The 23,868-nt window shown below is 63.9% G+C and carries 23 protein-coding genes and 1 other RNA gene; 8 read left to right on the top strand and 16 right to left on the bottom strand.

Features of this window, described 5'->3' with window-relative positions; genetic code table 11:
• The first annotated feature begins 7 nt into the window (after positions 1-7).
• Positions 8-748 carry an Nmad3 family putative nucleotide modification protein gene (locus JI59_RS16210; RefSeq protein WP_007011590.1) on the top strand — a complete coding sequence of 247 codons (741 nt, stop codon included), beginning with the start codon at positions 8-10 and terminating at the stop codon, positions 746-748.
• 107 nt (positions 749-855) lie between these two features.
• Here the strand turns inward: JI59_RS16210 and JI59_RS16205 are convergent, their stop codons facing one another.
• From JI59_RS16205 to JI59_RS16185, 5 genes are all read right to left on the bottom strand, one after another.
• A complete protein-coding gene (locus JI59_RS16205) occupies positions 856-1,446 on the bottom strand; it encodes an outer membrane protein (protein ID WP_038576381.1) in 591 nt (196 codons plus the stop codon).
• Between the two features lie 356 nt (positions 1,447-1,802).
• Positions 1,803-2,411, bottom strand: coding sequence for an ABC-type transport auxiliary lipoprotein family protein (locus JI59_RS16200; protein WP_038577740.1), 609 nt, complete (start codon positions 2,409-2,411; stop codon positions 1,803-1,805).
• Between the two features lie 23 nt (positions 2,412-2,434).
• A complete protein-coding gene (locus JI59_RS16195; protein WP_007011593.1) occupies positions 2,435-3,373 on the bottom strand; it encodes an MlaD family protein in 939 nt (312 codons plus the stop codon).
• 9 nt (positions 3,374-3,382) lie between these two features.
• A complete protein-coding gene (locus JI59_RS16190) occupies positions 3,383-4,267 on the bottom strand; it encodes an ABC transporter ATP-binding protein (protein ID WP_007011594.1) in 885 nt (294 codons plus the stop codon).
• On the bottom strand, positions 4,264-5,379 hold the full coding sequence (locus JI59_RS16185) for an ABC transporter permease (RefSeq protein ID WP_007011596.1): 1,116 nt from the start codon (positions 5,377-5,379) through the stop codon (positions 4,264-4,266). The genes JI59_RS16190 and JI59_RS16185 overlap by 4 nt, the downstream gene beginning before the upstream one ends.
• A 182-nt stretch (positions 5,380-5,561) precedes the next feature.
• Between JI59_RS16185 and JI59_RS16180 the strand changes: the two genes are divergently transcribed.
• The 3 genes from JI59_RS16180 to JI59_RS16170 all read left to right on the top strand — a co-directional run bounded on the left by JI59_RS16180 (position 5,562) and on the right by JI59_RS16170 (position 10,662).
• A complete protein-coding gene (locus tag JI59_RS16180) occupies positions 5,562-8,267 on the top strand; it encodes a valine--tRNA ligase (protein ID WP_007011597.1) in 2,706 nt (901 codons plus the stop codon).
• 236 nt (positions 8,268-8,503) lie between these two features.
• The gene (locus JI59_RS16175) at positions 8,504-9,250 is read left to right on the top strand and encodes a 7-carboxy-7-deazaguanine synthase QueE (protein WP_007011598.1); all 747 of its coding nucleotides are present in this window, start codon (positions 8,504-8,506) and stop codon (positions 9,248-9,250) included.
• A gap of 14 nt (positions 9,251-9,264) precedes the next feature.
• Positions 9,265-10,662 (top strand): MATE family efflux transporter, encoded by a 1,398-nt coding sequence (locus JI59_RS16170; protein ID WP_007011599.1) that lies wholly within the window; start codon positions 9,265-9,267, stop codon positions 10,660-10,662.
• Positions 10,663-10,683: 21 nt separating this feature from the next.
• On the opposite strand, the gene JI59_RS16165 is transcribed toward JI59_RS16170, so the two are convergent.
• The 5 genes from JI59_RS16165 to JI59_RS16145 all read right to left on the bottom strand — a co-directional run bounded on the left by JI59_RS16165 (position 10,684) and on the right by JI59_RS16145 (position 16,859).
• Positions 10,684-12,372 carry an ATP-binding protein gene (locus JI59_RS16165; RefSeq protein ID WP_007011600.1) on the bottom strand — a complete coding sequence of 563 codons (1,689 nt, stop codon included), beginning with the start codon at positions 12,370-12,372 and terminating at the stop codon, positions 10,684-10,686.
• Positions 12,373-12,497: 125 nt separating this feature from the next.
• Positions 12,498-13,262, bottom strand: a complete 765-nt coding sequence (locus tag JI59_RS16160; protein ID WP_007011601.1) for a TIGR02186 family protein — start codon at positions 13,260-13,262, stop codon at positions 12,498-12,500.
• Positions 13,259-14,173 carry a sulfite exporter TauE/SafE family protein gene (locus tag JI59_RS16155; RefSeq protein ID WP_007011602.1) on the bottom strand — a complete coding sequence of 305 codons (915 nt, stop codon included), beginning with the start codon at positions 14,171-14,173 and terminating at the stop codon, positions 13,259-13,261. The genes JI59_RS16160 and JI59_RS16155 overlap by 4 nt, the downstream gene beginning before the upstream one ends.
• Before the next feature lie 47 nt (positions 14,174-14,220).
• Positions 14,221-15,444, bottom strand: coding sequence for a hypothetical protein (locus JI59_RS16150; protein WP_007011603.1), 1,224 nt, complete (start codon positions 15,442-15,444; stop codon positions 14,221-14,223).
• Positions 15,441-16,859, bottom strand: a complete 1,419-nt coding sequence (locus JI59_RS16145; protein WP_274378211.1) for a glycosyl transferase family protein — start codon at positions 16,857-16,859, stop codon at positions 15,441-15,443. Before JI59_RS16145 ends, JI59_RS16150 begins: the two co-directional genes overlap by 4 nt.
• A 101-nt stretch (positions 16,860-16,960) precedes the next feature.
• Between JI59_RS16145 and nhaA the strand changes: the two genes are divergently transcribed.
• Positions 16,961-18,160 (top strand): Na+/H+ antiporter NhaA, encoded by a 1,200-nt coding sequence (gene nhaA, locus JI59_RS16140; RefSeq protein ID WP_007011605.1) that lies wholly within the window; start codon positions 16,961-16,963, stop codon positions 18,158-18,160.
• Between the two features lie 51 nt (positions 18,161-18,211).
• Here the strand turns inward: nhaA and JI59_RS16135 are convergent, their stop codons facing one another.
• Positions 18,212-18,646, bottom strand: coding sequence for a VOC family protein (locus JI59_RS16135; protein WP_007011606.1), 435 nt, complete (start codon positions 18,644-18,646; stop codon positions 18,212-18,214).
• 93 nt (positions 18,647-18,739) lie between these two features.
• Between JI59_RS16135 and JI59_RS16130 the strand changes: the two genes are divergently transcribed.
• A complete protein-coding gene (locus JI59_RS16130) occupies positions 18,740-19,492 on the top strand; it encodes an SIMPL domain-containing protein (protein WP_174888112.1) in 753 nt (250 codons plus the stop codon).
• Positions 19,493-19,570: 78 nt separating this feature from the next.
• On the opposite strand, the gene JI59_RS16125 is transcribed toward JI59_RS16130, so the two are convergent.
• The gene (locus JI59_RS16125; RefSeq protein ID WP_007011608.1) at positions 19,571-20,317 is read right to left on the bottom strand and encodes a TorF family putative porin; all 747 of its coding nucleotides are present in this window, start codon (positions 20,315-20,317) and stop codon (positions 19,571-19,573) included.
• Between the two features lie 241 nt (positions 20,318-20,558).
• On the opposite strand from JI59_RS16125, the gene JI59_RS16120 reads away from it, so the two are divergent.
• Entirely contained in the window at positions 20,559-21,359 is an 801-nt protein-coding gene (locus JI59_RS16120) for a metallophosphoesterase (RefSeq protein WP_007011609.1), read from the top strand.
• A gap of 60 nt (positions 21,360-21,419) precedes the next feature.
• Here the strand turns inward: JI59_RS16120 and rnpB are convergent.
• The 3 genes from rnpB to JI59_RS16110 form a co-directional block, all read right to left on the bottom strand.
• An RNA gene (gene rnpB, locus JI59_RS25755) (RNase P RNA component class A) lies at positions 21,420-21,877 on the bottom strand.
• 7 nt (positions 21,878-21,884) lie between these two features.
• Positions 21,885-22,589, bottom strand: coding sequence for an N-acetylmuramoyl-L-alanine amidase (locus tag JI59_RS16115; RefSeq protein WP_007011610.1), 705 nt, complete (start codon positions 22,587-22,589; stop codon positions 21,885-21,887).
• A gap of 35 nt (positions 22,590-22,624) precedes the next feature.
• Complete coding sequence (locus JI59_RS16110; protein WP_007011611.1) at positions 22,625-23,266, bottom strand: histidine phosphotransferase family protein; 642 nt, start codon at positions 23,264-23,266, stop codon at positions 22,625-22,627.
• Between JI59_RS16110 and JI59_RS27415 the strand changes: the two genes are divergently transcribed.
• The gene (locus JI59_RS27415) at positions 23,259-23,474 is read left to right on the top strand and encodes a hypothetical protein (RefSeq protein WP_007011612.1); all 216 of its coding nucleotides are present in this window, start codon (positions 23,259-23,261) and stop codon (positions 23,472-23,474) included. The genes JI59_RS16110 and JI59_RS27415 overlap by 8 nt on opposite strands.
• On the opposite strand, the gene JI59_RS16105 is transcribed toward JI59_RS27415, so the two are convergent.
• A complete protein-coding gene (locus JI59_RS16105; RefSeq protein ID WP_007011613.1) occupies positions 23,461-23,856 on the bottom strand; it encodes a M67 family metallopeptidase in 396 nt (131 codons plus the stop codon). The two genes, JI59_RS27415 and JI59_RS16105, sit on opposite strands and share 14 nt — an antisense overlap.
• Positions 23,857-23,868: the final 12 nt, after the last annotated feature.

Genomic DNA, 23,868 nt, shown 5'->3' with positions numbered 1-23,868 from the left:
GGGCGGCGTGAAGCTCGTCTTCAGCCGCAAGGGTTTCGACACGACAGCCGGCGGAGTGCCCTCTCCGATTCTGGGCGGCGCACCGGTCTCCCTGCCGATCCCCGCAGCGGACCGCTCTCGCACCAGCTTTGCCGAACGCGGCCTCGGCGAACTGGTGACTGCCCTAACGCGCGGGCGGATCGGCGGCGCCGACCTGTGCCATGACGACCCGATGTTCGGAGACGGGCTGTGCTGGTTCGGCCAGTGCGGCGCGGCGCAAGGCCATCTCATCAAGCACGGCGTCGGCCCGGGCGATCATTTCCTGTTCTTCGGCCTCTTCGCCGATCCCGACACGGGCGAGCGCCATCACCGCATCTTTGCCCACATGCGCGTCGAGGCCTGCGCTGCTCCCGAGGTCCTGCGACAATCCCCCTGCTGGCGCGAACCGCCAAGGCCCCATCCCCACGCCGAAGGCGAATGGCCCGCAAACAATACGATCTGGTTCGGCCCCGGCGCCACGGCACGCAGGGCCGTGGACGAATTGCGGCTGACGCAGCCGGGCGGGCCGCTCAATCTCTGGCAGGTGCCGCCATGGCTGGGAAAACGCGGCCTCACCTACCATGATCGGCCGGAACGCTGGATCGGGCGCCGAGGTCTCGATTCCGCGCGGCGCGGGCAGGAATTCGTCTGCGACATCGGCCGGGCCCGCCAGCCGCGCGCCTGGCTGGAGCGCATGATCGCCCTGATCGAAGACCAGCCCAGCGACTGAGGTTCACCGCCAAAAGAAAACCCGCTCCGGCCTGAACCGGAGCGGGCTCGCATGCTTGTGGTTGGGAGAGGCTAGAGGCGCCTCACCCTATCCTTGCCAGGCAAGGATCAGAAGCGCGCACCAAGAGCCACGACGCCAGCGTGACGGCTGAAGTCGTTCTCATAGTTGGTGTAGCGGTACTCGGTCTTCACGAAGAGCTTGTCGTTCAGAGCGTACTCGTAGCCTGCACCCAGACGCACGCCGTCGAGGTCGCCATGCGCACCGATGCCGCCGTTGACGCCCAGCTCGTCTTCGATCGCCTCGACGCTCGGGCCGTCATAAGTCACGTCGGCGCGGGCATTGGCGTAACCGGCCATCACGTAGAGCTTGCTCTGCGAGGTGATGGCGGTGCCGAAACGCAGCAGCGCGGCAACGTCGCGACCGGCTTCGAGGCACGCCTTGTCGCCAGCTTCCATTACGTCGCGGACGCAACGCTTGGTGTCGCTGTCTGCAAAGGTGCCCTGCACGCCGACGAACATGCCGCCCGCAAGTGCGAGGTCGTAGCCAGCCGAAACGCCGTAGCCAAATCCGGTGTTGGATTCGCCCTCGACCGAAACGATGTCGACGCCCGATTCAGCCTGCACCCACGCCTGAGCGTTGGCGGCGGCGGGAACGACGAACAGTGCGGCAGCGGCGCCGGCAATGGCAAACTTCTTCATGTAAAACTCCTGCATTTTCTTATCCTCCCTGCCCGGCAGAACCGGGGGGGAGGCGCCGCGTACGGAGAGGAGAAAACGCAGTCAATCCATGGAGATGAAAGGAAGTGTGACCCAAAGGAGACGTGTTGCACTGCGGCAACACGGGCATCGCGCAGCGGGGCACCGAAGTGTCGCTAAAGTGCGGATGCAATCCATTGCCAAGAAGTGTGACAGAACATTGCGAAGAATTATTTCGCCCCCACCTCTTTTCATAAGAGGAGGCGTCCCCATGGACTGCACATTACTGCAACCGCGCTTGAAATTTTGTCAATTCAGGCTTCGAAATACGCATTCCAGCCCGGGTGTAGCGCCGTCGATCAGCCTTCCTTGACCCACTGCGCGACCTGCCGGGCCACGTCGTTCGCGGCCTGGTTCAGCGCGGGACCGACCCAGTCGGCCTTCGGCTCGACGTTGTTGACCACGGATTCGAAGCGGCGCGTGACGATTTCACCACCGGGTTCACGGCGCATGGCGTCGAAGCGGACCACGACGGAACTGCTCGGGGCATCATAGCCCATGTTGAGCAGGCGGCCGCCGATCAGCGTCTTGCCGGTCACTTCGAAATCGCCGCCTTCGACCACCAGCTTGCCGGTTTCGGCTCGCAGCGTTTCGGCAAGCAGGTTGCGGAACTGGCGGGTGGGCTTTTCGATCCACGAAGCGTCCTTGAGATAGGCAACGCTGGATTCGTTGATCTGGACCGGCACGCGCATGACATCGAGGCTGCGGTCGGCCTCGGGATCGAGCACGACGATGGCATCGCTGAGCTGGCCGCTGGCCGTCGCCCCGGCCGGAGCGCTGACATCGGGCGTGAGCTTGATCAGCTGTTCGGGCACTTTCGCACCGAGGCTGATGCATCCCGGCAGCGCCAGACAGGCTGCCGCGATCACCGCCCCGCGCCATGCGCCGGACTTGCGCCAACCGCTCATCGCATTTCCCATCCTGAATTCCGTCATGGCTTGTAGTCCGGCAGTTTCTGGCCCTTGAGCAGCGCACCTGCGCCCTGCTCGTCGATCTTCTCGGTCACGTTGCGCAGCGCCTTGCTCGTCGCGCGAAGGTCACGGATCGCGGCTTCTGCGGCGGGCAGGGTCTGCTGGGAGACCTGGCGCAGCGCGGGCTGGGCCGTCTCCATCGTCTTGTCGAGCTGGTCCATCGACTTCTGCGCGGAATTGAGCGTGGCGCGCAGCTGCGCCGCCAGCGAATTGCCCTCGCTGCCGAGCAGAGAGTCCGCCTTGGTCGCCACGCCCTCGAATGCGGCGAGAGTCTTGGTCGCCTGATCCAGGGTACCCTGCAGTTCGCCCACGGTCGCCTCGATCTGCGGCGTGGCGCGCGACAGGTCGCGGGTCATCTTGTCGGTATTGCTCAGGATGCCGGTGATCGAACGCCGGTTCTCTTCGGAGAGAAGCTGGTTGAGGCTTTCGGTCAGGGTGGCGAGACGTTCCAGCAACAGCGGCGCGTTGGAGAGGATCTCGCCCAGGCCGCCGCGCTTGGTCGGGATGACCGGCACCCCCTCGGGGCCCGGCTCGGTCAGCATCGGGGCACCCTTGACCGCGCCTTCGAGCTGGACGTCCGAAACGCCGGTGAAACTGCCCTGGATCGTCGCGGTCGTGCCCACCGTCACCGGGACCTTCTCGTCCACCTTGATGCGCACGCGAATGAAGCTGGGATCCTTGGGCCACAGCTCGATCTGCGAGATCTGCCCCACGGGAACACCCGCGTAGTTGACCTCGGACCCCTTGGCGAGCCCGTCCACCGACTGCTTGAAGAAGATGTCGTACTCGTTGCGCTCGCCTTCATTGAGGCGGGCAATCCAGATGATGAAGGCCGCCAGCAGCGCCAGCAGCACCAGCGTGACGGCTCCGACCCAGACATTGTTGGCGCGCGTTTCCATGTCCCGTGCCTATGCCCCCGCTTTTCCGGACTTGTCCATGGTCTGCCCTTCGCCCCTTTCGGTCTTCTCTTCATCAACGAGCCCTGACCCTGCATGTTCCGGGTGCACTTCGGGATCGTCCTTGGCCGCCAGTGCGGCGCGGCCGCGCGGGCCGTTGAAATATTCCTGGATCCACGGGTGATCGAGCGCCAGCAGTTCGGGAATCGTCCCGCAGGCGATCACCTGCTTGTCCGCCAGCACCGCCACGCGGTCGCAGATCGCGTAAAGCGTATCGAGGTCGTGCGTGATGAGGAAGACCGTAAGGCCCAGCGTTTCCTTCAGTTCACGCGTCAGCTTGTCGAAAGCGGCCGCGCCGATCGGGTCGAGGCCCGCGGTAGGCTCGTCAAGAAACAGCAGCTCGGGATCGAGCGCAAGCGCACGGGCCAGGCCGGCACGCTTCCTCATCCCGCCCGAAAGCTCGTTGGGATACTTGTAGGCCGCATCCTCGGGCAGGCCCGAGAGCTTGACCTTGAAACGGGCGATCTCCTCGCGCAGCTGGTCGGAGATCTCCGGGTAGAACTGCTTGAGCGGGACCTCTACGTTTTCGCCCACGGTCAGCGTCGAGAACAGCGCGCCGCCCTGGAACAGCACGCCCCAGCGCGAACGGATGTCGATCTCGTCCTCGTCGTCGGCATGTTCCATGTCATGGCCGAGCACGGTGACGGTGCCCGCGGTAGGCCGCTGCAAGCCGATGATCGAGCGCATCAGCACCGACTTGCCGGTGCCCGAGCCGCCGACGACGCCGAGAATCTCGCCCTTGCGGACTTTCAGCGAGAGATCCTCGTGGATCACGTGCTCACCGAAGGCGTTGCGCAATCCTTCGACCTGGATCGGATATTCCTGTGCCTCGCTCATTTCCAGCCGATCTCCGTGAAGAAGATCGCGAAGAAAGCGTCGAGGACGATGACGGTGAAGATCGCGGTGACGACTGCCTGGGTCGTGCGGCTGCCCACTTCCTCGGCATTGGTGGTCACCTGCATGCCCTGGTAGCAGCCCGCCAGCGCGACGATCAGCGCGAAGACCGGGGCCTTGAGTACGCCGATCCACACGTCGGTGATCGGGACAACGGACTGGGTGCGCTGCAGGAAGGTCCAGAACGGAATGTCGAGCGCGAAGTTCGAGATGAAGGCGCCGCCGATGATCGCGAGGATCGCCGACCAGAAGCCGAGCAGCGGCATCATGATCATCGAGGCCAGCACGCGCGGCACCACCAGCGCTTCCATCGGCGAGACGCCGATCGTGCGCATGGCGTCGACTTCTTCGGTCAGCTTCATCGTGCCGATCTGCGCCGCAAAGGCCGAACCGGAGCGGCCCGCGACCATGATCGAGGTCATCAGGATGCCCAGCTCGCGCATCGACAGGCGGCCGGTCAGGTTGATGGTATAGATCTCCGCGCCGAACTGGGAGAGCTGCACTGCGCCCTGCTGGGCAATGACGATGCCGATCAGGAAGCTCATCAGGCTGATGATCCACAGCGAGTTGATGCCCACGTACTGCATGTGGTGAACCAGCGACTTGACCCGCAGCCGCGAGGGATGGCGGATGATCGTGCCCAGGGTCATGATCAGCTCGCCGAGGAAGGCCACCGCCCTCATCGCCCCGCGGGCCCAGTTGGTCACGACCTCGCCGAATTCGCCTACCGTGCGGCGCAGCAGGGGCGCCTGCGGCTCAAGCTCGGCCTCCTCACCCTCGATGCTGCCGATCGCCGCGAACAGGCGCCGGGCCTGTTCGCTTTCATTGACGATGGCAACGCCGCGACGGTCCGCGAAGCGCGAGACCAGCCACGCACCGGTGGTATCGATGTCGGTAATGCCGGCCAGGTCGATCCGCTGGAAATGCCCGTCGACAGCCTCGAGCTTGTCCTCGAGATCGCCCAGCGAATGCACGCGCAGTGGTCCCTGCAGCGCCAGCGTAGGAACACCGCCTTCGTCGCTTTCCGACAGAGTGAATTCAGCCCATTCCCGCATGTGCGCTCGTATTGGGGGAAAAACCGTGGACCGGCAAGAGGTTCCCCGGCTGCGACGAATTGTTCGCCGCGACGTCGATCCCTTGCTTTCGCAGGGCCGTGCGGCGAAACAAAGGCACGGACCCGCGAGAGGCCGCACTGGCAACTTGCGCGACTTGCCCAGCACTGGCAAAGCGCCGCGCCATGACCGACCAGAATCCCGCGCCTGCGCTCGACAAGACTTTCGACCCCGCCCCGATCGAGGCGAAGTGGTATTCCCACTGGGAAGACAACGGCCTGTTCCGCCCGGAGCGCCCGGACGCGCAGCCGTTCACCATCGTCAATCCGCCGCCGAACGTCACCGGTTCGCTGCACATCGGCCACGCGCTCGACAACACGCTGCAGGACATCGTGATCCGCTACGAGCGCCTGCGCGGCAAGGACGCGCTGTGGGTGGTGGGCACCGATCACGCCGGCATCGCCACGCAGATGGTGGTCGAGCGCCAGATGGAAGCGAAACAGGACAAGCGCACCAACTATTCGCGCGAAGCCTTCGTCGACAAGGTCTGGGAATGGAAGCACGAAAGCGGCGGCACCATCACCCGCCAGCTGCGCCGCCTGGGCTGCTCGATGGACTGGAGCCGCGAGCAGTTCACGATGGACCCGCACTTCACCAGGGCGGTCGTGAAGGTCTTCGTCGATCTCTACAACCAGGGCCTGATCTACCGCGACAAGCGGCTTGTGAACTGGGACCCCAAGCTCAAGACCGCGATCTCCGACCTCGAGGTCGAGACGCGCGAGTTGCAGGGCGGTTTCTGGCACTTCAAGTACCCGCTGGCCGACGGCGTCACGCTGGCGAACGGGCAGGACTACATCGAGGTCGCCACCACGCGCCCCGAAACGATGCTGGCCGACATGGCCGTGGCCGTCCATCCCGAGGACGAGCGCTACAAGGCCGTCATCGGCAAGGAGATCCTCCAGCCGATCACCGGCCGCCGCTTCAAGGTGGTGGGCGACGAACACGCCGATCCGCAGCTGGGCTCGGGCGCGGTGAAGATCACGCCGGGCCATGACTTCAACGACTTCGAAGTCGGCAAGCGCGCCGGGATCAAGCCTGTGGACATGCTCAACATGTTCGATGCCGAAGCCAACGTGGTGCAGACCGCGGATGGCCTGATCCCCGAAAAGTACCTTGGCATGGAGCGCTTCGCTGCGCGCGATGCCGTGGTGGCCGAGATGAAGGAACTGGGCTTCCTCATCCCCCACGTCACCAGGGACAAGGAAGGCAACGAAGTCCTTCACGACGCCGAGCCGCGCACGATCCAGACCCCCTTCGGCGACCGCGGCGGCGTGGTCATCGAACCCTGGCTGACCGACCAGTGGTACGTCGATGCCGAAACGCTGGCCCAGCCCCCGCTCGAGGCAGTGCGTTCGGGCAAGATCGAGATCGTCCCCAAGACCTGGGAAAAGACCTTCTTCAACTGGATGGAGAACATCCAGCCGTGGTGCGTCAGCCGCCAGCTCTGGTGGGGTCACCGGATTCCGGCGTGGTATGCCGAGGACGGCGAAGTCTATGTCGCCGAGACCGAAGAAGAAGCGCAGGCGCTGGCCGGCAACAAGAAGCTGACCCGCGACGAGGACGTCCTCGACACGTGGTTCTCCTCGGCACTGTGGCCTTTCGCCACACTGGGCTGGCCGGACGAGGACGCGCCGCTGCTCAAGAAGCACTACCCCAACGACCTGCTCGTTTCCGGCTTCGACATCCTGTTCTTCTGGGATGCGCGCATGGCGATGCAGGGCATCCACTTCATGAAGGAAGTGCCGTGGAAGCGGCTCTACCTGCATGGCCTCGTGCGCGCGGCGGACGGGCAGAAGATGTCCAAGTCCAAGGGCAACGTCGTCGACCCGCTCGGCCTGATCGACAAGTACGGCGCCGACGCGCTGCGCTTCTTCATGTCGGCCATGGAAAGCCAGGGCCGCGACGTGAAGATGGATGAAAAGCGCGTCGAGGGTTACCGCAACTTCGCGACCAAGCTGTGGAACGCGGCCCGCTTCTGCCAGAGCAACGGCATCGGCGCCTCGACCTCGGTAGAGGCCCCGGCGGCCACCACGGCAGTCAACAAGTGGATCATCGGCGAAGTCGTCGAGACCCTGGCCGAACTCGACAAGGCCATGGCCGAGCTGCGCTTCGACGCGGCGGCGAACACCATCTACCACTTCGTCTGGGACCAGTTCTGCGACTGGTACATCGAACTGGTGAAGGGCAACTTCGACGCGGAGACCAAGGCCGTCGCCGGTTGGGTGCTCGACCAGATCCTTGTCATGCTTCACCCCTTCATGCCCTTCGTGACCGAAGAGCTGTGGAGCAAGATGGGCGAGCGCGGCAATTACCCGCTGATCACCGCAAAGTGGCCCGCCCCGAACGCCGCGGTCGACGGCGCCGCCAAGGCCGAGGTCGAGTGGCTGATCGCGCTGATCGGCAACCTGCGCGGCGCCAAGGCTGAACTCGGCATCGCGCCGGGCGCGCGCCTGACCGCCTACCTCGCCGATCCCAGCGAGGCGACAAGGGCCATCGTCGGGCGCAACGGCGCGGCGATCGACCGCCTTGCCCGCCTCGATGCGATCCACTTCGAAGCGGCTCCGGCAGGCGCACTGCTGCAAGTCGGCGCCGGCGATGCGATGCTGGCGATCCCGCTGGAAGGCGTGATCGACATCGCGGCGGAAAAGGCCCGCCTCGAAAAGGCGCTGGCCGCCTCGCAGAAGGAAGCCAAGTCGCTGGAAGGCCGCCTCTCGAACCCCAAGTTCGTCGAAAAGGCCAAGCCCGAGGCGGTCGAGAAGGCCCGCGGCGACCATGCGCACCACACCGCCGAAGCCGAGCGCCTTGCGGCGGCACTGGCGCGCCTGGGGTAAGCCTGGCGCATTTGGGCTTCGACAGGCTCAGGGCGGGCCTGTCGAAGCCCACGCAGCGCACCAGCCCACCCTGACTTCTGCGTTTCCTACATGGGCCGGGTCTGTCACTGTGCCGCCATGCCCTCCCCTCGAAACCACTGCAAAACAGGTGTAATCAGCATAGCCCACCAGGCGGAGCCAACTGCACCTGGACTGTGTAAACCGTGTAAACCTGTCGGAAGCGAAACCCGCACGCGATGCCCCTGATCCTTGCCACGACCACGCCGGGTGAGCCGGAAATCTTCGCTTCGCTGCAGGGCGAAGGTGCGTCGATGGGACGACCGAGCACCTTCGTGCGGCTCTCGCGCTGTAACCTTGCCTGCCAGTGGTGCGATACGGCCTACACCTGGCGTTTCGAGGGCGACAACCGTCCGCACAGCGACGACGTCGCCTTCGAGCGCAAGGCCAACCAGCTCACACTGGAGGAAGCCGACGTCGCGGCGCGGGTGGCCGCCCTGCACCCGGATCGCCTGGTGCTGACAGGCGGCGAGCCGCTGCTGCAGGGCCCTGCACTGGCCCGGCTCGTTACCGAGCTGGATGCGCTGCGCCCCGGCATGCATGTCGAGGTCGAGACCAACGGCTCGGTTGCCCCCCATGCCGCGCTCGATCCAATGATCCACCAGTTCAATGTCAGCCCGAAGCTCGCCCACAGCGGCAACCCGGCGGACCTCGCGCTGATCCCCCAGCGCCTCGCGGCATGGTCGGCCGATCCGCGCGCCTTCTTCAAGTTCGTGATTGCCGCTCCGGAAGATCTTCAGGAAGTGCTGGCCCTCCAGCAGACTTACGCGATCCCCGGCGAGCGCATCTTCCTGATGCCGGAAGGCCGGTCGAGCGAGGTTGTGCGCCAGCGCTCAGCATGGCTCGCGGACCTTTGCCTGGACAATGCCTTGCGCTTTACCGACCGACTTCACATTCACCTCTGGGGCGACACGCGCGGAACATGAGCGAAGCAATACCAATGGAAGCCGAGGCCCTTGCCGAAGGGGCCCCGGGCAAGCATGAGCGCGGCGACCTCACGCAAGGTCCGATCCTGCGCACCCTGCTGCTGTTCTCGGTTCCGATGCTGCTCTCCAACGTGCTGCAGACCCTCAACGGTTCGATCAACACGATCTGGGTCGGGCGGCTGCTGGGCGAAAGTGCGCTGGCGGCAACGGCCAATGCCAATCTCGTGATGTTCCTGGTGATTGCGGCGACCATCGGCCTGGGCATGGCGACCACCGTGCGCATCAGCCAGCGCTTCGGCGCGCGCGACTTGCAGGCCGTTCGGGCGACTTTCGGCACCGGCCTTGGCCTTTGCATGGCGCTCGCCGCGGTGACCGGTACGCTGGGCTGGTTCTTCTCGCCCGCCCTGCTTCATGCCCTTGGCACGCCCCAGGCCAGCGTGCAGGAGGCGCTTTCCTACTTGCGCGTGATCTTCGTCACCGTGCCTTTCGGGGTCATGTCGATGATCATCTCGATGGCCCTGCGCGGTGTGGGCGATTCCAAGACGCCGCTCAACGCCATGATCCTGACGGTGATGCTCGACATCGTGCTCAATCCGCTGCTGATCATGGGCCTGGGACCGGTGCCTTCGCTGGGCATCGCCGGGTCGGCCATGGCGACAGCCTTCGCCAACTTTTCCGGCACCATGTTCCAGATCCGCCAGATCTACCGCAAGGACTTGCCGCTGCGGCTGCGCGGGGCGGAGTTGCGCTATGTCATCCCGCGGCGTGAGGAGCTGGGCTACATCATCACCAAGGGCTTGCCGATGGGCACGCAGATGCTCCTGTTCTCGTCCGCCGGTGTGATCATGATCGGGCTGGTCAACCGCGAGGGCCTGAATGCCGCCGCCGCCTACGGGGCCTCGCTGCAGCTCTGGAACTACCTGCAGATGCCTGCGCTTGCGGTGGGGTCGGCGGTCAGCGCCATGGTGGCCCAATCGCTGGGAGCGGGCAACCACGCGCGGGTCGGACAGGTCACGCGCGCGGGGATGCTGTGCAACCTGGTGATGACCACTGCACTCGGGGCGATAATCGTGCTGGCCGACCACCCGCTGCTGGCCCTGTTCCTGGGCAGCGACAGCCCGGCGATGCCGATTGCCGAGCGCATTCAGCTGATCTGCACCTGCGCCTTCCTGTTCATGTCGGTGACGATGATCCTGTCGGGCACGATGCGCGCCTACGGCGCCGTTGTCGGGCCGCTGGTGATCATGGCGGTTGCGCTCTACCCGGCGCGCCTCGGCTTCTACTATGCGCTCTACCCGAAGATCGGCGGAGATGCCGTCTGGTGGGCCTTCCCGGTAGGGGGCCTTACTTCGCTGCTGCTGACCTTCGCCTACTATTCGAAGGGCAACTGGCGCCGCGCCTTCAAGGGCTGACCGGCACCGGTCAGCGGGGGCCTAGCGGCCCTGGGCGCGCCAGCGCAGGACGGTGCGCTGGACCATCTCCTCTTCCCCGCCGCTGGTGTTCCACAGCTGGGTGAAGGACGGGTCGTCCGATGCGGGGCGCTTGAATTCCTCGAGGTCGTCGAAGGAGACGCGGATCGGGATCGAGACGCCCTCACCGCAGATGATGCACTCCCGGTTGCGCAGGGCCGGGATGGAATCGAGGAAGCCGCGCGCGCCTTCCGGCATCGCCGCGCGCACGAAAGCCTGGTCGCGGTCGTTGTTGAGGCGCATCGAGATGATCGTGCCGCACTGCGACAGCACGCCTTCGGCCAGGTCTGACGGACGCTGTGTGATCAGACCGAGCGAGATGCCGTACTTGCGGCCCTCCTTGGCGATGCGCGAAAGGATGCGCCCGACCGAGGAACCGTCGGCGTTCTTCTCGTTGGGAACGTAGCGGTGCGCTTCTTCGCAAACGAGCAGGATCGGGCGGGTTTTTTCCTCCCGCGACCAGATCGCGAAGTCGAAGACGAGACGGCTCAGGACAGCGACGACTGTCGAAGTGATGTCCGAAGGCACGCCCGAGACGTCGATGATCGAAATCGGCCGCCCGCGCGAAGGCAGGCGGAACAGCGTCGAGATGAAGTCCGCCATCGTATCGCCGACGAGCATGCCCGAGAACATGAACTGGTAACGCGGATCGCCCTTCAGCTCATCGAGCTTGTTGCGGATGCGCATGTAAGGCGCGCTGGAGTGGCCCTTGTCGAGCTTGCCCATCGCGTTGCTGATGATGTTGCCAAGGTCCGAGAGCAGGTAGGGGATCGGCGAATCGACGGTGATCTTGCCCATCTGCTCGGCGAGCCGGTTCTTCGAACGCGCCTCGAGCAGGCACTTGCCGAGGATTTCGGCGTCGAGCTGGCGGTCGTCGCCGCGCGAAGTCAGCAGGACTTCGCAGTGCTCCTCGAAGTTCATCAGCCAGTAGGGCATCTGCAGGTTGGAGACATCGAGGATCACCCCGGTGCTGCGGAACGCCGCGGAATATTCGCCGTGCGGGTCGACCATGATGATATGGCCTTCGGGCGCATGCTCGCAGATCCGGTGCAGGATCAGTGCCGCGCTGGTCGACTTGCCGGTACCGGTTGAACCGAGCAGGGCGAAGTGCTTGCCCAGCATCGCATCGACATAGAGCCCGGCGCGAATGTCTCGGGTCGGATAGACGTTGCCGATCTGGATCGCGCTGCGTCCGTCGCTGGCATAAATTTGCCGCAGGTCCTCGCTGGTCGCGGAATAGACCGGCGCGCCGGGGACCGGGAAGAAGGTAACGCCGCGGCGGAAGCTGTGAATGCGCCCGGTAAGGCGCTCTTCCTCACCCTCGCCCAGGAAATCGGCGTCGGCGACGATACCGCCGGGGACCGCATTGTCCTGCTTCTGGTTGCGTACGCTGGCAAGCAGCCAGCCATTGCCGACGCGGATCTTGATCTGGCTGCCGACCTGCCCGGACAGGGCGACGGTGGGATCGGGATCCTGCGAAGACAGGGAAAGTTTCTCGAGATCGAACGCGATGCGCGTTCCGGCACCTGCTACTTCCAGGACCACGCCAATCGGCTCAGCCGTGCTCTTGCGCGTCACGGGTTTGAATGACCCATCGACGTTTCGCTCAGCAGGAGTTGCACGCTCAAACTCATCGATACGCATCTGATCCATCAAGCACCTGGAAAGCCGCCAAGGATCTTGGTTTCTAGGTCTGTCGAGTTAATTTCCGGCTAAAATGCACACACGATTGCATCGACGCACAGGGACGCCTCTTGCAGGCGCCAGCCAACCTGGGATCAGATCAGTGCGAACAGGCGGCCTGCAAGCCAGCCCATGCCTACCGAGACGAAAACGGCGAGCAGTCCATAGACGAAGCCGTAGTTATCCGAGAAATTCGCCACGGCGCGCTCGAAGCCAAGCTTGCGCACCTCAACTTCGCTCGAGGCCGAGGCGACCACACGGCCCCTCGATATCGCAAACGTTTCAGCGGTATAGGTACCGATCGGCACGCTGGACGGCAGGTCGATGCGCGCCTGATAGAGCACCTGTTCGCTCACCTTCACGCTGCCCTCGCTTTCACGATAGAGGCCATGCTTCTGGTTCAGTTCCACAAGCCCTGCCGAAAACCGCGACTGCTCTTCCGGATTGATCGCCCCAATGGGTGAAAGCTGCAGCCACTGAAGGCCCAGTTCGTAGATGGCGGCGGTCTTGTCGTCGACGATTTCGGAGATGGGGCGTGTCGAAGCGATCGCATAGTAGGACGGAGCGGAGCGGAATTCGGTACTTGCCGCATTGATCCAGATCCCGGCGACTTTCTGCTTCTCGCGCAGGACGATCGACTGAGTCGGCCCCTTGAGAACGACGACGATGTCATAGTCCTGCGCCGCGCGGGAGCCTTCCGGCGTCAGGATCGCTCCGAAGAGGAGCAGTTCGGTGCCGGTGAAGCCTTGCTGGAGATCGACTTCGTGCTGCGAGACTTCGGGCACGAGGATCGGATCGCGGGCTCCCGACAGCAGGAACAGCGCCATCAGCGCGCACAGCGACGCCCGCAGGCGCTTCACAGCGGCGCCATCGTGTAGATGTCGTCAGGCCGGTATCCCAGCCCGAGCGCCATGCGCGCCGCAACCACGAGGACGATGATGGCCAGCACGAGGCGCAGTTTCACCGGGCTCGCCTTCTGCGCGAACTGCGCACCCAGCTGCGCGCCCGTCACCGAGCCGAACAACAGCAGCGAGGCGAGGACAATGTCGATCGCGTGGGTCGTGAGGGCGTGCATCATCGTCGTCGCCATCGTCACGAACAGGATCTGGAACAGCGACGTACCGACCACGACATTGGCGCTCATGCCCAGGATGTAGAGCATCGCCGGCACGAGGATGAAGCCGCCGCCGATACCCATGAGCATCGTCAGGATGCCCGTGCCAATGCCAAGCAGGAGCGGCGCAAGCGGCGAAATGTAGAGCCCGGATCGATAGAAGCGCCAGCGCATCGGCAGGCTTGCGACCATCGGGTGGTGGCGCCGCTTCTTCGCCGCCATAGAGACGCCGCTGCGCTCTGCCCGGATCGACTGGATGCTCTCTTTCGCCATCAGGCCGCCGATCGAACCGAGCAGGAGGACGTAGAGAATGTTGATGACGGTATCGATCTGGCCGAGCTGGGCGAGCAGGTTGAACAGCAAGGCACCGATCCCGGTGCCGATGATGCCGCCCGCGACCATGACTGCGCCCATCTGGTAATCCACCCCGCCGCGCCGGGTATGCGCAAAGACCCCCGACACGCTTGCACCGGTCACCTGGCTGGCAGCCGATGCCGCGGCGACCGTGGGCGGTATGCCGTAGAAGATCATCAGCGGCGTCGTCAGAAATCCGCCGCCCACACCGAAGATCCCCGAAAGGAGGCCGGTGATCGCGCCAAGGCCGACGATGATCAGGCCGTTGACCGATAGATTGGCGATGGGAAGATAGACGTCCATTACTGCTATCTCGCTACCGCAGCGTGGCGGCGGAGAAAAGCAGCGATTCAGAAACCTGCGGAAAGAGTCACGGCCGGACCGGAACCGGGATTGGCATTGCCCAGGAACCGGAAGCGCCAATCGAACGCAAGGCGGCCGAACGCTCCCCTGCCCAGCGGCGCGGAAACGGTCGCCGAAGGTCCGAAGTCGAGTCGACCAGCCCCTTTCTGGACGCCGCCCCACAGGCCCAAGCCAAGCCTTGCATCGTACCGTCCGACAGAAAGCAGGGCGCGATCGGCCCGCAATTGTCCATCGGCAAAGGCAGTTGCGAACTTTCCGCCGACGTAGCCCGCCTGGCCATAAGCCTCTGCCCGCATCCCCATAGCCAGTTCAAAGGGTTGAAGCTCCGTCACGGCCATGGCGACGGGCTGGAACCTGCGCCGACCGATATCGTCGGTCAGCCGCCCTTCCAGCGCACCGACTATCGGCACGGACGGAACGGGTCGCGCGGAAAGACCCAATGCCGCCGAGGTCTGCCGCACCGCTCCAAGGGTCGAAGTCGATCGGAGATAGGCGGTGGGCCGGTGGTCGCTGCTCGGTGCGATACGATAGCGCAGCACTGCACCCGCCTGACTCGCCCCATAAGTCGCAGGCAAGGCCCCCGCTGCGAGCGCGGTATCGCCGCTCGAGCGCAGCAGCGCCCAGGCATCCCCCGACCAGCGCTTCGGGCCGGTCTCCTGCGGCGATTGCGGGTCGGCCACAGCTTTGATCTTCCCGGTAATCGCGCCCCTGCCTGACGTCACGCTTGAACCGACGGCTGAAGGGGGTTCAGGCTGAACCGCGAGACCGGCTCCGGGCATATGCTGGCCGGCTTCGCCCAACAGCAGACCGGATCCGTGCATCGACGCCATTCGATCTGCCGCCAGGTCGGCAAGGTCCCAGTTGCCCGGTGACCACGTCGGTGCGCCGCGGATCGGCTCAGGAATGCTTCGAGCGACCTGCCCGCGACCGGGCGATGCCGCGCCCGGTGCCGATACGGCTGCGAGCCGCAGGGGATGGGATTCGGCGCGAGGGCGCCCGCCTCCGGGCAACGATTGCGGCCCGATCGACCTGTCGAACCGGAATTGACCATCCTTTGCCGCACTTGCCGGCCGATGGAGGGTCTCGCTCGCCACCGCCTCCTGGATCAGAACAGGTGGTTCCCAGGTCAAGGCCCGGCCGCCGATCCAGCCCCCGGCGAGCGCCAGCAGCGCGACCAGCGGTTGCCCGCGAACCTGCGTAGGGCCGCTCACCGAGCAGCTCCCAAGGGTTTCGAAGCATGGGCCGGGTGCACGTCGTGCCGGGTCTTGTCCCAGGTAACCGCCTCCCCGCGAAGGGTGCGGATATAGCGCATGAGCGCGCGGCGACCTGCAACGATCGTGATAAAGTTGGCAACCGGGATGCGCAGCACCGCGCGCAGGCCTTCCAGGGCGCCGTATTCGCGAGCGGTGAAGACGAAACGGACAAACGCGCGCCACAGTGAACTGGCAAGGCACAGCAGCAGCATGATCTTCAATGCCGGCGACATCGCCAGTTGCGAGTGCCATCCGGCAAGGCGCAAGACGCCGAACACGCCTTCGATCACGAGCAGGATGTAGCCTGTGCCCAGAACGAAAGCGGTGAGCGGTCCGCGCCTGTCGCGCAAGGCCATCCAGAAATCGGCAAAGCCCCGGTCCCACCCCAGGCGGTCCCAGCCCTGGAACGCGATACCGTGAATCCAGCGCGTCTTCTGACGCACTGCATCCTCAAGTCGCGAGGGAAAATAGGCGCGTGTGGCAACGAGTTGGCCTTCGGCATCGCGGGCACGCAGGAAACGGGAGCGCCCCCCTTCCCGCCGCACCAGCAAGCCCAGTTCGTAATCCTCGGTCAGGCATTCCGAGGCAAATGGCCCCGGCCCGCCCTCCGCATGGCGATACCCGGCGATCCGGGCGATCATCTCGCGCGAGAAGCCACAGGCTACGCCGGCTGCCGGAATGGCCGCGCCCAGAGCATTACGTACGACCAGCGATTTGGCATGGGATTCGGTGAATTCGTCCGCGTAGTGGCCGCCAATCCATGGCGACCCCGGTTGCGGCTCGGGCCAGACCGGCAACTGCACGAAGTCCGCGTCCGACAGTGCGCCATCGATGACAGCAAGCTCCGCCGGGTGGACCATGTCCTCGGAATCGTGCAAGACTATGCTCTTGAAGCGGTATCCGTACCGTCGCTCGTCGTCACACAAGGCGGTGTAGAGGCGGTTCAGGCAATCTGCTTTGGTCGTCGGTCCGGCATTGTGGTGGATCACGATCCTGACGCGCGGATCATTGCCGGCACCTGCCATGGCTGCCGAAATCGTGGCTGGATCATTCCCGTAACAGCCGACATAGAGGATGAATTCAGCTTGCTTCCAGACCGAGAGGGCATGGTGGATGGTATGGCCGATGACCTGCTCTTCCTGCCAGGCGGCGATGAACACTGCAGCACGCCCGCCCAGCGGCGCCGCGGCGGCTTCCCGGCTGACGTATCCCGCACAGGCGCGCCCGGTCAGCCGCAGCCAGATCCAGCACAGATCGACGGCAATGTCATCGATGGCCCCGAGCAGAAACCAGAACGCCGCGAACAGCATAAGTTCCTGTTCAACAAGTTGCAGGACTGTAATGACTGGCCTTACGGCTTCAATCCAATCCAAATTTTCCCCCAATCGCATCAATACCTGTCAAATCTTGTTCAAGAGATTTAACGAAGTATTTGAATGCAAACCTGACCAGAAAGCCTGACAGTAGCCGAATTATGAGCCTGAAAAGACATTTCGCCAACAATCTGGCGCGCGCTTTCACAAAGTTAATGGGCGGTGAAGCATCGGCAGGTATCCTGCTGATCATTGTCACCGCACTCGCACTTACTGCGGCCAACTCACCGCTGGCGCACGATTACCATTACTTGTTCCATCATGAACTCAGCTGGACGCCAATCGCCAAGCTCGACAGCCTGCACATGTGGATCAACGATGCGCTGATGGCGATTTTCTTCTTCGTCGTCGGCCTGGAGATCAAGCGCGAGATCCTTGATGGCGAGCTTTCGAGTGCCGCCAAGCGTCGACTTCCGGTCCTGGCCGCCGCAGCCGGCATGATCGCCCCGGCCCTGATCTATCTGGCGGCAGCAGGGAGCGGTCAGCCGATGCAGCGCGGTTGGGCGATTCCCGCGGCGACGGACATCGCCTTCGCAGTGGGCGTCCTCGGCCTGCTCGGCAATCGCATCCCGCCCTCGCTGCGCCTCTTCCTGCTCACGGTGGCCATTGTCGACGACCTGGGCGCTGTCGTCATCATCGCGCTGTTCTATACCGCGCAGATCAAGATGATGTGGGGCGTGGGCGCGCTGATCCTGCTCGCGGGACTGATCCTTGCGAACCGCCGCGGCGTCCATCACCTGTGGGTCTACATGCTGCTGGGCCTGGGACTGTGGTACTGCGTGCTCAACACCGGCATTCACGCCACGATTGCCGGCGTCGTGCTGGCCTTCACGATTCCGCTCAAGCCCCTTTATCGCGGAGACAGCATGCTGCTCCGCCTCGAACACGCACTGGTCCCATGGAACAGCTATGTAATCGTTCCGCTGTTCGGATTTGCGAACGCCGGTGTAGCCCTGAGCGGGATCGGCCTCGACGGCCTGCTCGATCCGGTTCCGTTCGGCGTCGCGCTCGGACTGTTCATCGGCAAGCAGATCGGCATTTTCGCCGCGATCGTCATTGCCGACAGGCTGGGCTTCGCACCGCGTCCGGCCGGGGCCTCCTGGGTCCAGTTGTGGGGCATGGCCGTGCTGTGCGGAATCGGCTTCACCATGAGCCTGTTCATCGGCGCTCTGGCCTTTCCCAAGTATCCGCTTCTGATCGAAGAGGCGAAACTCGGTGTCCTGGTCGGATCGCTGTTCTCTGCCCTGCTCGGATACACGATCCTGCGCTTCGCCAAGTCGCCTTCGCCAGGCGCTGCCTGACTGCGTGCGCCGGCCCGCAAGCGTGGGCCGGCGCCTCGCTATGCCTTTCGCTTACCAGCTGCCGACGTTCGGCATGCTTGCCCAAGGCTCAGCCGGCTCGAGCCGGCCGCCGTCCTGCAACAGCTCGATGGAGATTTCGTCCGGCGTGCGCACGAAAGCCATATGGCCATCGCGCGGTGGTCGGTTGATCGTTACGCCCGCATCCATCAACCGCTGGCAGGTCTCGTAGATATTGTCGACGCTGAAGGCGAGATGTCCGAAGTTGCGGCCGCCGGTATATTCTTCCTGCGATCCATCCTCGCCGGGCCAGTTATAGGTCAGCTCGACCTCGGCCTCTTCCTGTCCCGGCGCGGCCAGGTAGATCAGGGTGAACCGCCCCTGCTCGCTCGAGAATCGGCGGGTCTCCTTCAGGCCGATCAGTTCGAAGAAGCGGATCGTTGCGTCCGGATCGCTGACCCGGACCATGGTGTGGAGGTACTTGAGCACGAATATTCCTTCAGTTCATCGCTGACATGAAACGGTTCATCGCAGATAAAGCCAGGCATCGGCAAGAATGCACGGCCAAGAGGGAGACCTGCGATGACTGAGCATAGCCCAGATAATGCCCCCCGCTCCACCGGGTTCTTCGCCCAGACGACGACGAAGCGATGGTTGGCCAGTTCCACCATATTGGCGATCGGCATGATCGTCGGCGGTTTCGGCCTTGGCGACGGGCTAAAGCGCGCCCAACATGCGGACAGGTCGGTCACCGTGCGCGGACTTGCGGAACGCGACGTCACCGCCGATCTCGCGACCTGGACCATCGCCTATTCCGCCAGCGCCGGAAACCTGTCCGATGCGCAAGGCAGTGTGGATCGCGATACCGCGCATATCCGCGGTTTCTTTCGCGAACTGGGATTTCCGGCGGAGGCCCTGCAGCCGACCGGCGTCAACGTCTCGCAATACAAGGACAACGGCGTGCCGACATTCACTGTACGCCAGCGCATGACCCTACGCAGCACCGACATCAAACGTGCCCAGGATGCGGTAAGGAAGCAGTTCGAACTCGTTCGCCGGGGTGTCGTCCTCGAGGAAGGCTCGGGCATGGCCTATACCTTCACCAAGCTCAACGACATCAAGCCGGAGATGGTGGCCGATGCGACCAAGGACGCTCGCGCAGCGGCAGAGCAGTTCGCGAAAGACAGCGGGGCAGAAGTCGGCTCCATCAAGAACGCGACCCAGGGTTACTTTTCCATCGATGCCCGGGACGGCGAGACCGGCGGCTATGGCGTCTCTGACACACCTTACAAGAAGGTTCGCGTCGTCACGACCGTCAACTTCTATCTGAAGTGACCTGAAGCAGGCGAAGAAAAACCCGCCCGGAAATTCCGGGCGGGCCCTCCTGCGAGTTCAATCGCGTTCAGCTATCGATCAGAACGAGACCGAGAGCGAACCGACAACGGCACCGTCGGTGAACTTGTAGTCGCCGGGCAGGTAGTCACCCTGCGCATCGACATAGGACACGCCGACCGACAGGTTGCTGTTCACTGCGAATTCGGCGCCAACCGACCAGTCGAAGGCATCGCCGTCGTTGGTGAAGGTCAGGAAACCGTCGGTGTAGCCGATGTGTCCCTTGAGGCTGACCGGCGTGTTGGGCACGGCAACGCCGAGGTCGGTGTAGACGTAGAAGTTGTCGGTACCGCCGAGCGAGTCCTGCTTCGGAGCGTAGGCAACGCCAACGGTCGCATCCACGGGGCCGAGTGTCTTGCTGAGCGAGCCGTATAATTCGACGTAGTCGGTGTCACCGGCGGGCGCGTTCGGATAGGCGTAGTAGATAACGCCGATGTCGCCCGAAACGCCGCTCGCGATCTCACCAGACCAGCCGCCGTAAAGGTCGAGCTCGGTGTGACCGAAACCAACGGTGTCCTCGTCAAGCGAAGAACCCCAGGTGCCGACGTAGAAGCCGCTCGAGTGGCTGATGTCAACGCCGCCCTGGACAGCGATGTCGCCGCCGGAGAGGTCAACGCCGCGGAAGCGGTATTCGGTAACCAGCGAGGCATTGCCCGAGATGGTGATGTCCGAAGGGACACCGGCGTCATCGGCGAATGCCGGGGTTGCTGCGAGTGCGGCACCCGCGAAAAGAGTTGCAGCGAAAAGGCCACGGACGGACGTAAGCATATTCATTCCCTCACTAACTTTCTTATCAATGCATCGTCCCACCTGCGCTTGGCCGTCAGCTCTCTATGTGGAACCGATCTTGCCAGCCCCGCAATGCTGCACTGCACCACTGTATGGCACAAGAAAAATTTCAATTGAGCAACACACGAGCAAGAAAGTGTGTACTTTTTGCAACAAGGCAAAACACCAAGCGCTTTGCCTTGTCCGTCGTTCCCTTGGGGCCTATAACTCCCGAACCAGAATGTTCACAAAGATCCGCACCATGCTGGGACGTCACAAAACGGCCCGAATCCCGAGCCTGGATTCAGGAGATCGGGTCTATGCCATTGGCGACATCCATGGCCGGATCGACCTGTTCAACTCGCTGATCGAGGCAATCGAGCAGGACGACGGCGCCAGGGGACACGCAAACACAACAGTGATCCTGCTGGGCGACCTCATTGACCGCGGTCCCGACAGCGCTGCCGTTGTTGCACGCGCGAAGGAATGGGCAAAAAGCCGCCAGCTCGAGTTCATCAAGGGCAATCACGAGGAAATGCTGATCGCGAGCATGTCGAATCCCGATGTGCTGCGCAGCTTTCTGAAGTTCGGCGGCCGCGAAACCATAATGTCCTACGGCATCGACGAAACATTCATCGACGAAGCGCAGCCTGACGAGCTGCAGAAGCGCATGATCGAGACGATCCCGCACGACGATATCGAGTTCCTCGACAGTTTCACCAAGCTGATCCGCAATGGCGACTACCTGTTCGTGCATGCCGGAATCCGGCCGCAGACGCCGCTCGATCACCAGCTTGGCCGTGATTGCCGCTGGATCCGCGAGCCGTTTCTCAGCCACAACGGCGATTTCGGCGCTTTCGTCATCCATGGCCACACGATTGCCGAGGAGCCGCAAGTGCGCAGCAACCGCATCGGCATCGACACCGGCGCATTTGTCTTCGGCACACTGACCGCCATCGGTATCGAAGGTACCGAGCGCTGGTTCATCCAGGCCCGTGAGGACGAAGCCGGCGCCATCGCCACTTTCGCCGCAGCGGCCTGAACCGTCATTGCGCCTGATCCGTCATTGCGAAAGTCCGGCTCGCGTCGTTGACGCGAGCCATTTGCCGGGGAGCCTGTAAGCCGGGTTCTGTGCCTGGCGTGGTCTCCCAAGACTGGGACCTTACGCCGCGGCGGCAGCCATTCCTCTCGGCGACGCATTGCCGCGCCGCTCCAGCGACCAACCCGGGCTGCCTGGGTCCGAAACCGACCCGCCTTTCGGCTCGAAAGCCTAAGGCCAGCAGCCCCTATTCGGTCTTGCTCCGGGTGGGGTTTACCATGCCGCTTGCCGTTACCGGAAGCGCGGTGCGCTTTTACCGCACCCTTTCACCCTTGCCTGCCTCGCGAAGAGGCATCGGCGGTCTGCTCTCTGTGGCACTGTCCCTAAGCTTCCCCTCGCCTGCGCGAGCGTCGCCCGGCGGGCGTTACCCGCCACCCTTGTTTCGTGGAGCCCGGACTTTCCTCGGCCTATGCCATGCCCATGAAGAGCCTGACAAAGGACGCGGCTGCCCAGCTCCCCGGCGAGCGGTCACCTAGCACGACCGGTGTCACGCTCCAACAAGAGTTCGAACAGGATTCCCCCGATCTCCCCATCGATTTCACCATCGATGATTTCTGGCCGCCAGCGCCGTTGAAACGCCCGCACGGCTGCGCGCCCGTCGGTGATATCGTAGCCGAACCGTTCAAGCGCGAGGTAGAAGGCCCCCGGATTATCGTAGAACAGGTTCATCTTGGCCCTGGGGATATCGAGCGCGAGCCCGAGTTCGCCGAGCCGGGCCCAGTCGAAGTACTCACCGGGATCCTGCTTGCGGGCCGGCGCGATGTCAGAATGGCCGACCACGTTGGCGCGCGGGATGTCATGGCGGTCCATGATGTCCGCCAGGAGCGGCAGCAGCGCATCCATCTGCGGTTCGGGAAACGGACGATAGCCGAATTCATGCCCCGGATTGACCAGTTCAATGCCGATGCTGGCCGAATTCACGTCAACTTCGCCGCGCCAGTAGGAGCGCCCGGCATGCCAGGCCCGCTTTTCCTCGGGCACCAGGTTGGTGACGATCCCGTCTTCGTCGATCATGTAGTGGGCGGAAACCTCGGCCTGCGGATCGCACATCCGCTCCAGCGCTTCCTGCGCCGACTTCATGCCGGTGTAATGCAGCACGACCATCGAGATCGGCCGTTTGCGCATGTTGCAGTTGGGAGACGCGACGACGTGATTGACCAACCATCGATTCATCGTCGAGCTCCCATCTGGTCGATTCCTGCGATCCTTCAGGCCCCCGGAAGAACGGCGCCAAGCACCAGCGCGTCTTCGGCAAGCGCAAACTGCAGCCCACCCCCGGCATCTTGCGCCAGCTGATGGAGCATGGCCGCCGGGGCGGTCCGGCTCGACAGCTCGCCATCGGGCAGCGAACCTTCCAGCGCACGGCCGATATCACGGTCAAATGCGATCCGCGGACCGGCGGAGCGTACCACAATCTCGCTCGCCCCGTCGCGCAGTTCCGCCGCAAAGTCGATGGTGCCGCCGCGGGGCAGGGCCTCGATGCCGATCAGCCCGAAGTTCAGCAGGGTCTTGATCGCGGGCTTGGGCATGACATCGCTTGCAAAGGACCAGTTGACCGAGATGCGCGCATTGCTGGCGACCAGTGCATCGATCAGCGCCCGCGCCTCGTTCACCGGGACCATCTCTCCGAAACCGCCGGCTGCACCGAAGGCGAGGCGGAAGAACTTGAGCTTGTCGGCCGATATGCGCGCGCTCTGGTCAAGCAGTTCGAAGCAGCGCTGGCGCATCTCCGGGTCTTTTTCGTCCGCCAGCAGCTCAAGGCCGTTGGTCAGGGCGCCCACCGGGCTGAGCATGTCGTGGCAAAGGCGTGAACACAGGAGGCTGGCAAGTTCGACGGGACTGATGGTCATCAATCAAAAGCTCTCGTTTTTTCAGTCCGGGTTTCAGGCAATTGCCTGCAGGTCGGCGACCATCGCCGCCCGCGCAATTCCCACCCCGTTTGCGAAGGACCTTTCCCGCTCTGGCGCCAGAAAGCAACAGGTGCGGCCGACGAATTCCGTTCGACCGTTCCTAATGCCGGTGGATTTCTTCGAAATGCCCCGCTTCAAGCGTCCGTAACGCGCATTTCGATCCTCTCGAAGCCTTCAGCCCCGTCTCGCCAGAGAGCAACTTGTTCTCCGGCAACGATTGCCCAGACCCGCCGGTCGCCCGAAGCGTGCTCACAGTCGGTTGCCGAGGGGACCGGATGACCGGCCGGATGCGAATGGTAATAGCCCACGACCTGCCTGCCGCCCGCGCGCGCTTCCTTGTGCGAGGCGAGCAGGACCAGAGGATCGATCTCGAACCGGCGCTCGGGCTCGGGCGCCAGATTGGCGGCCGCGCGCACCTCATCTATGCGCGTTCCCTGTCCCATCAGCACCCCGCAGCATTCACGCGGAGCCGCCTTTTGCGCTTCTTCGAGCAATCTTGCCAGAACGGCACTTGTCACTTCGACGACCATCCCCAAATCCTA

Origin of the sequence: Novosphingobium pentaromativorans US6-1, from assembly GCF_000767465.1 — a bacterium.
Lineage (GTDB): Bacteria > Pseudomonadota > Alphaproteobacteria > Sphingomonadales > Sphingomonadaceae > Novosphingobium > Novosphingobium pentaromativorans.
The sequence above is the reverse complement of the archived record's forward strand: the minus strand, read 5'-3'. Positions and strand labels throughout refer to the sequence as shown.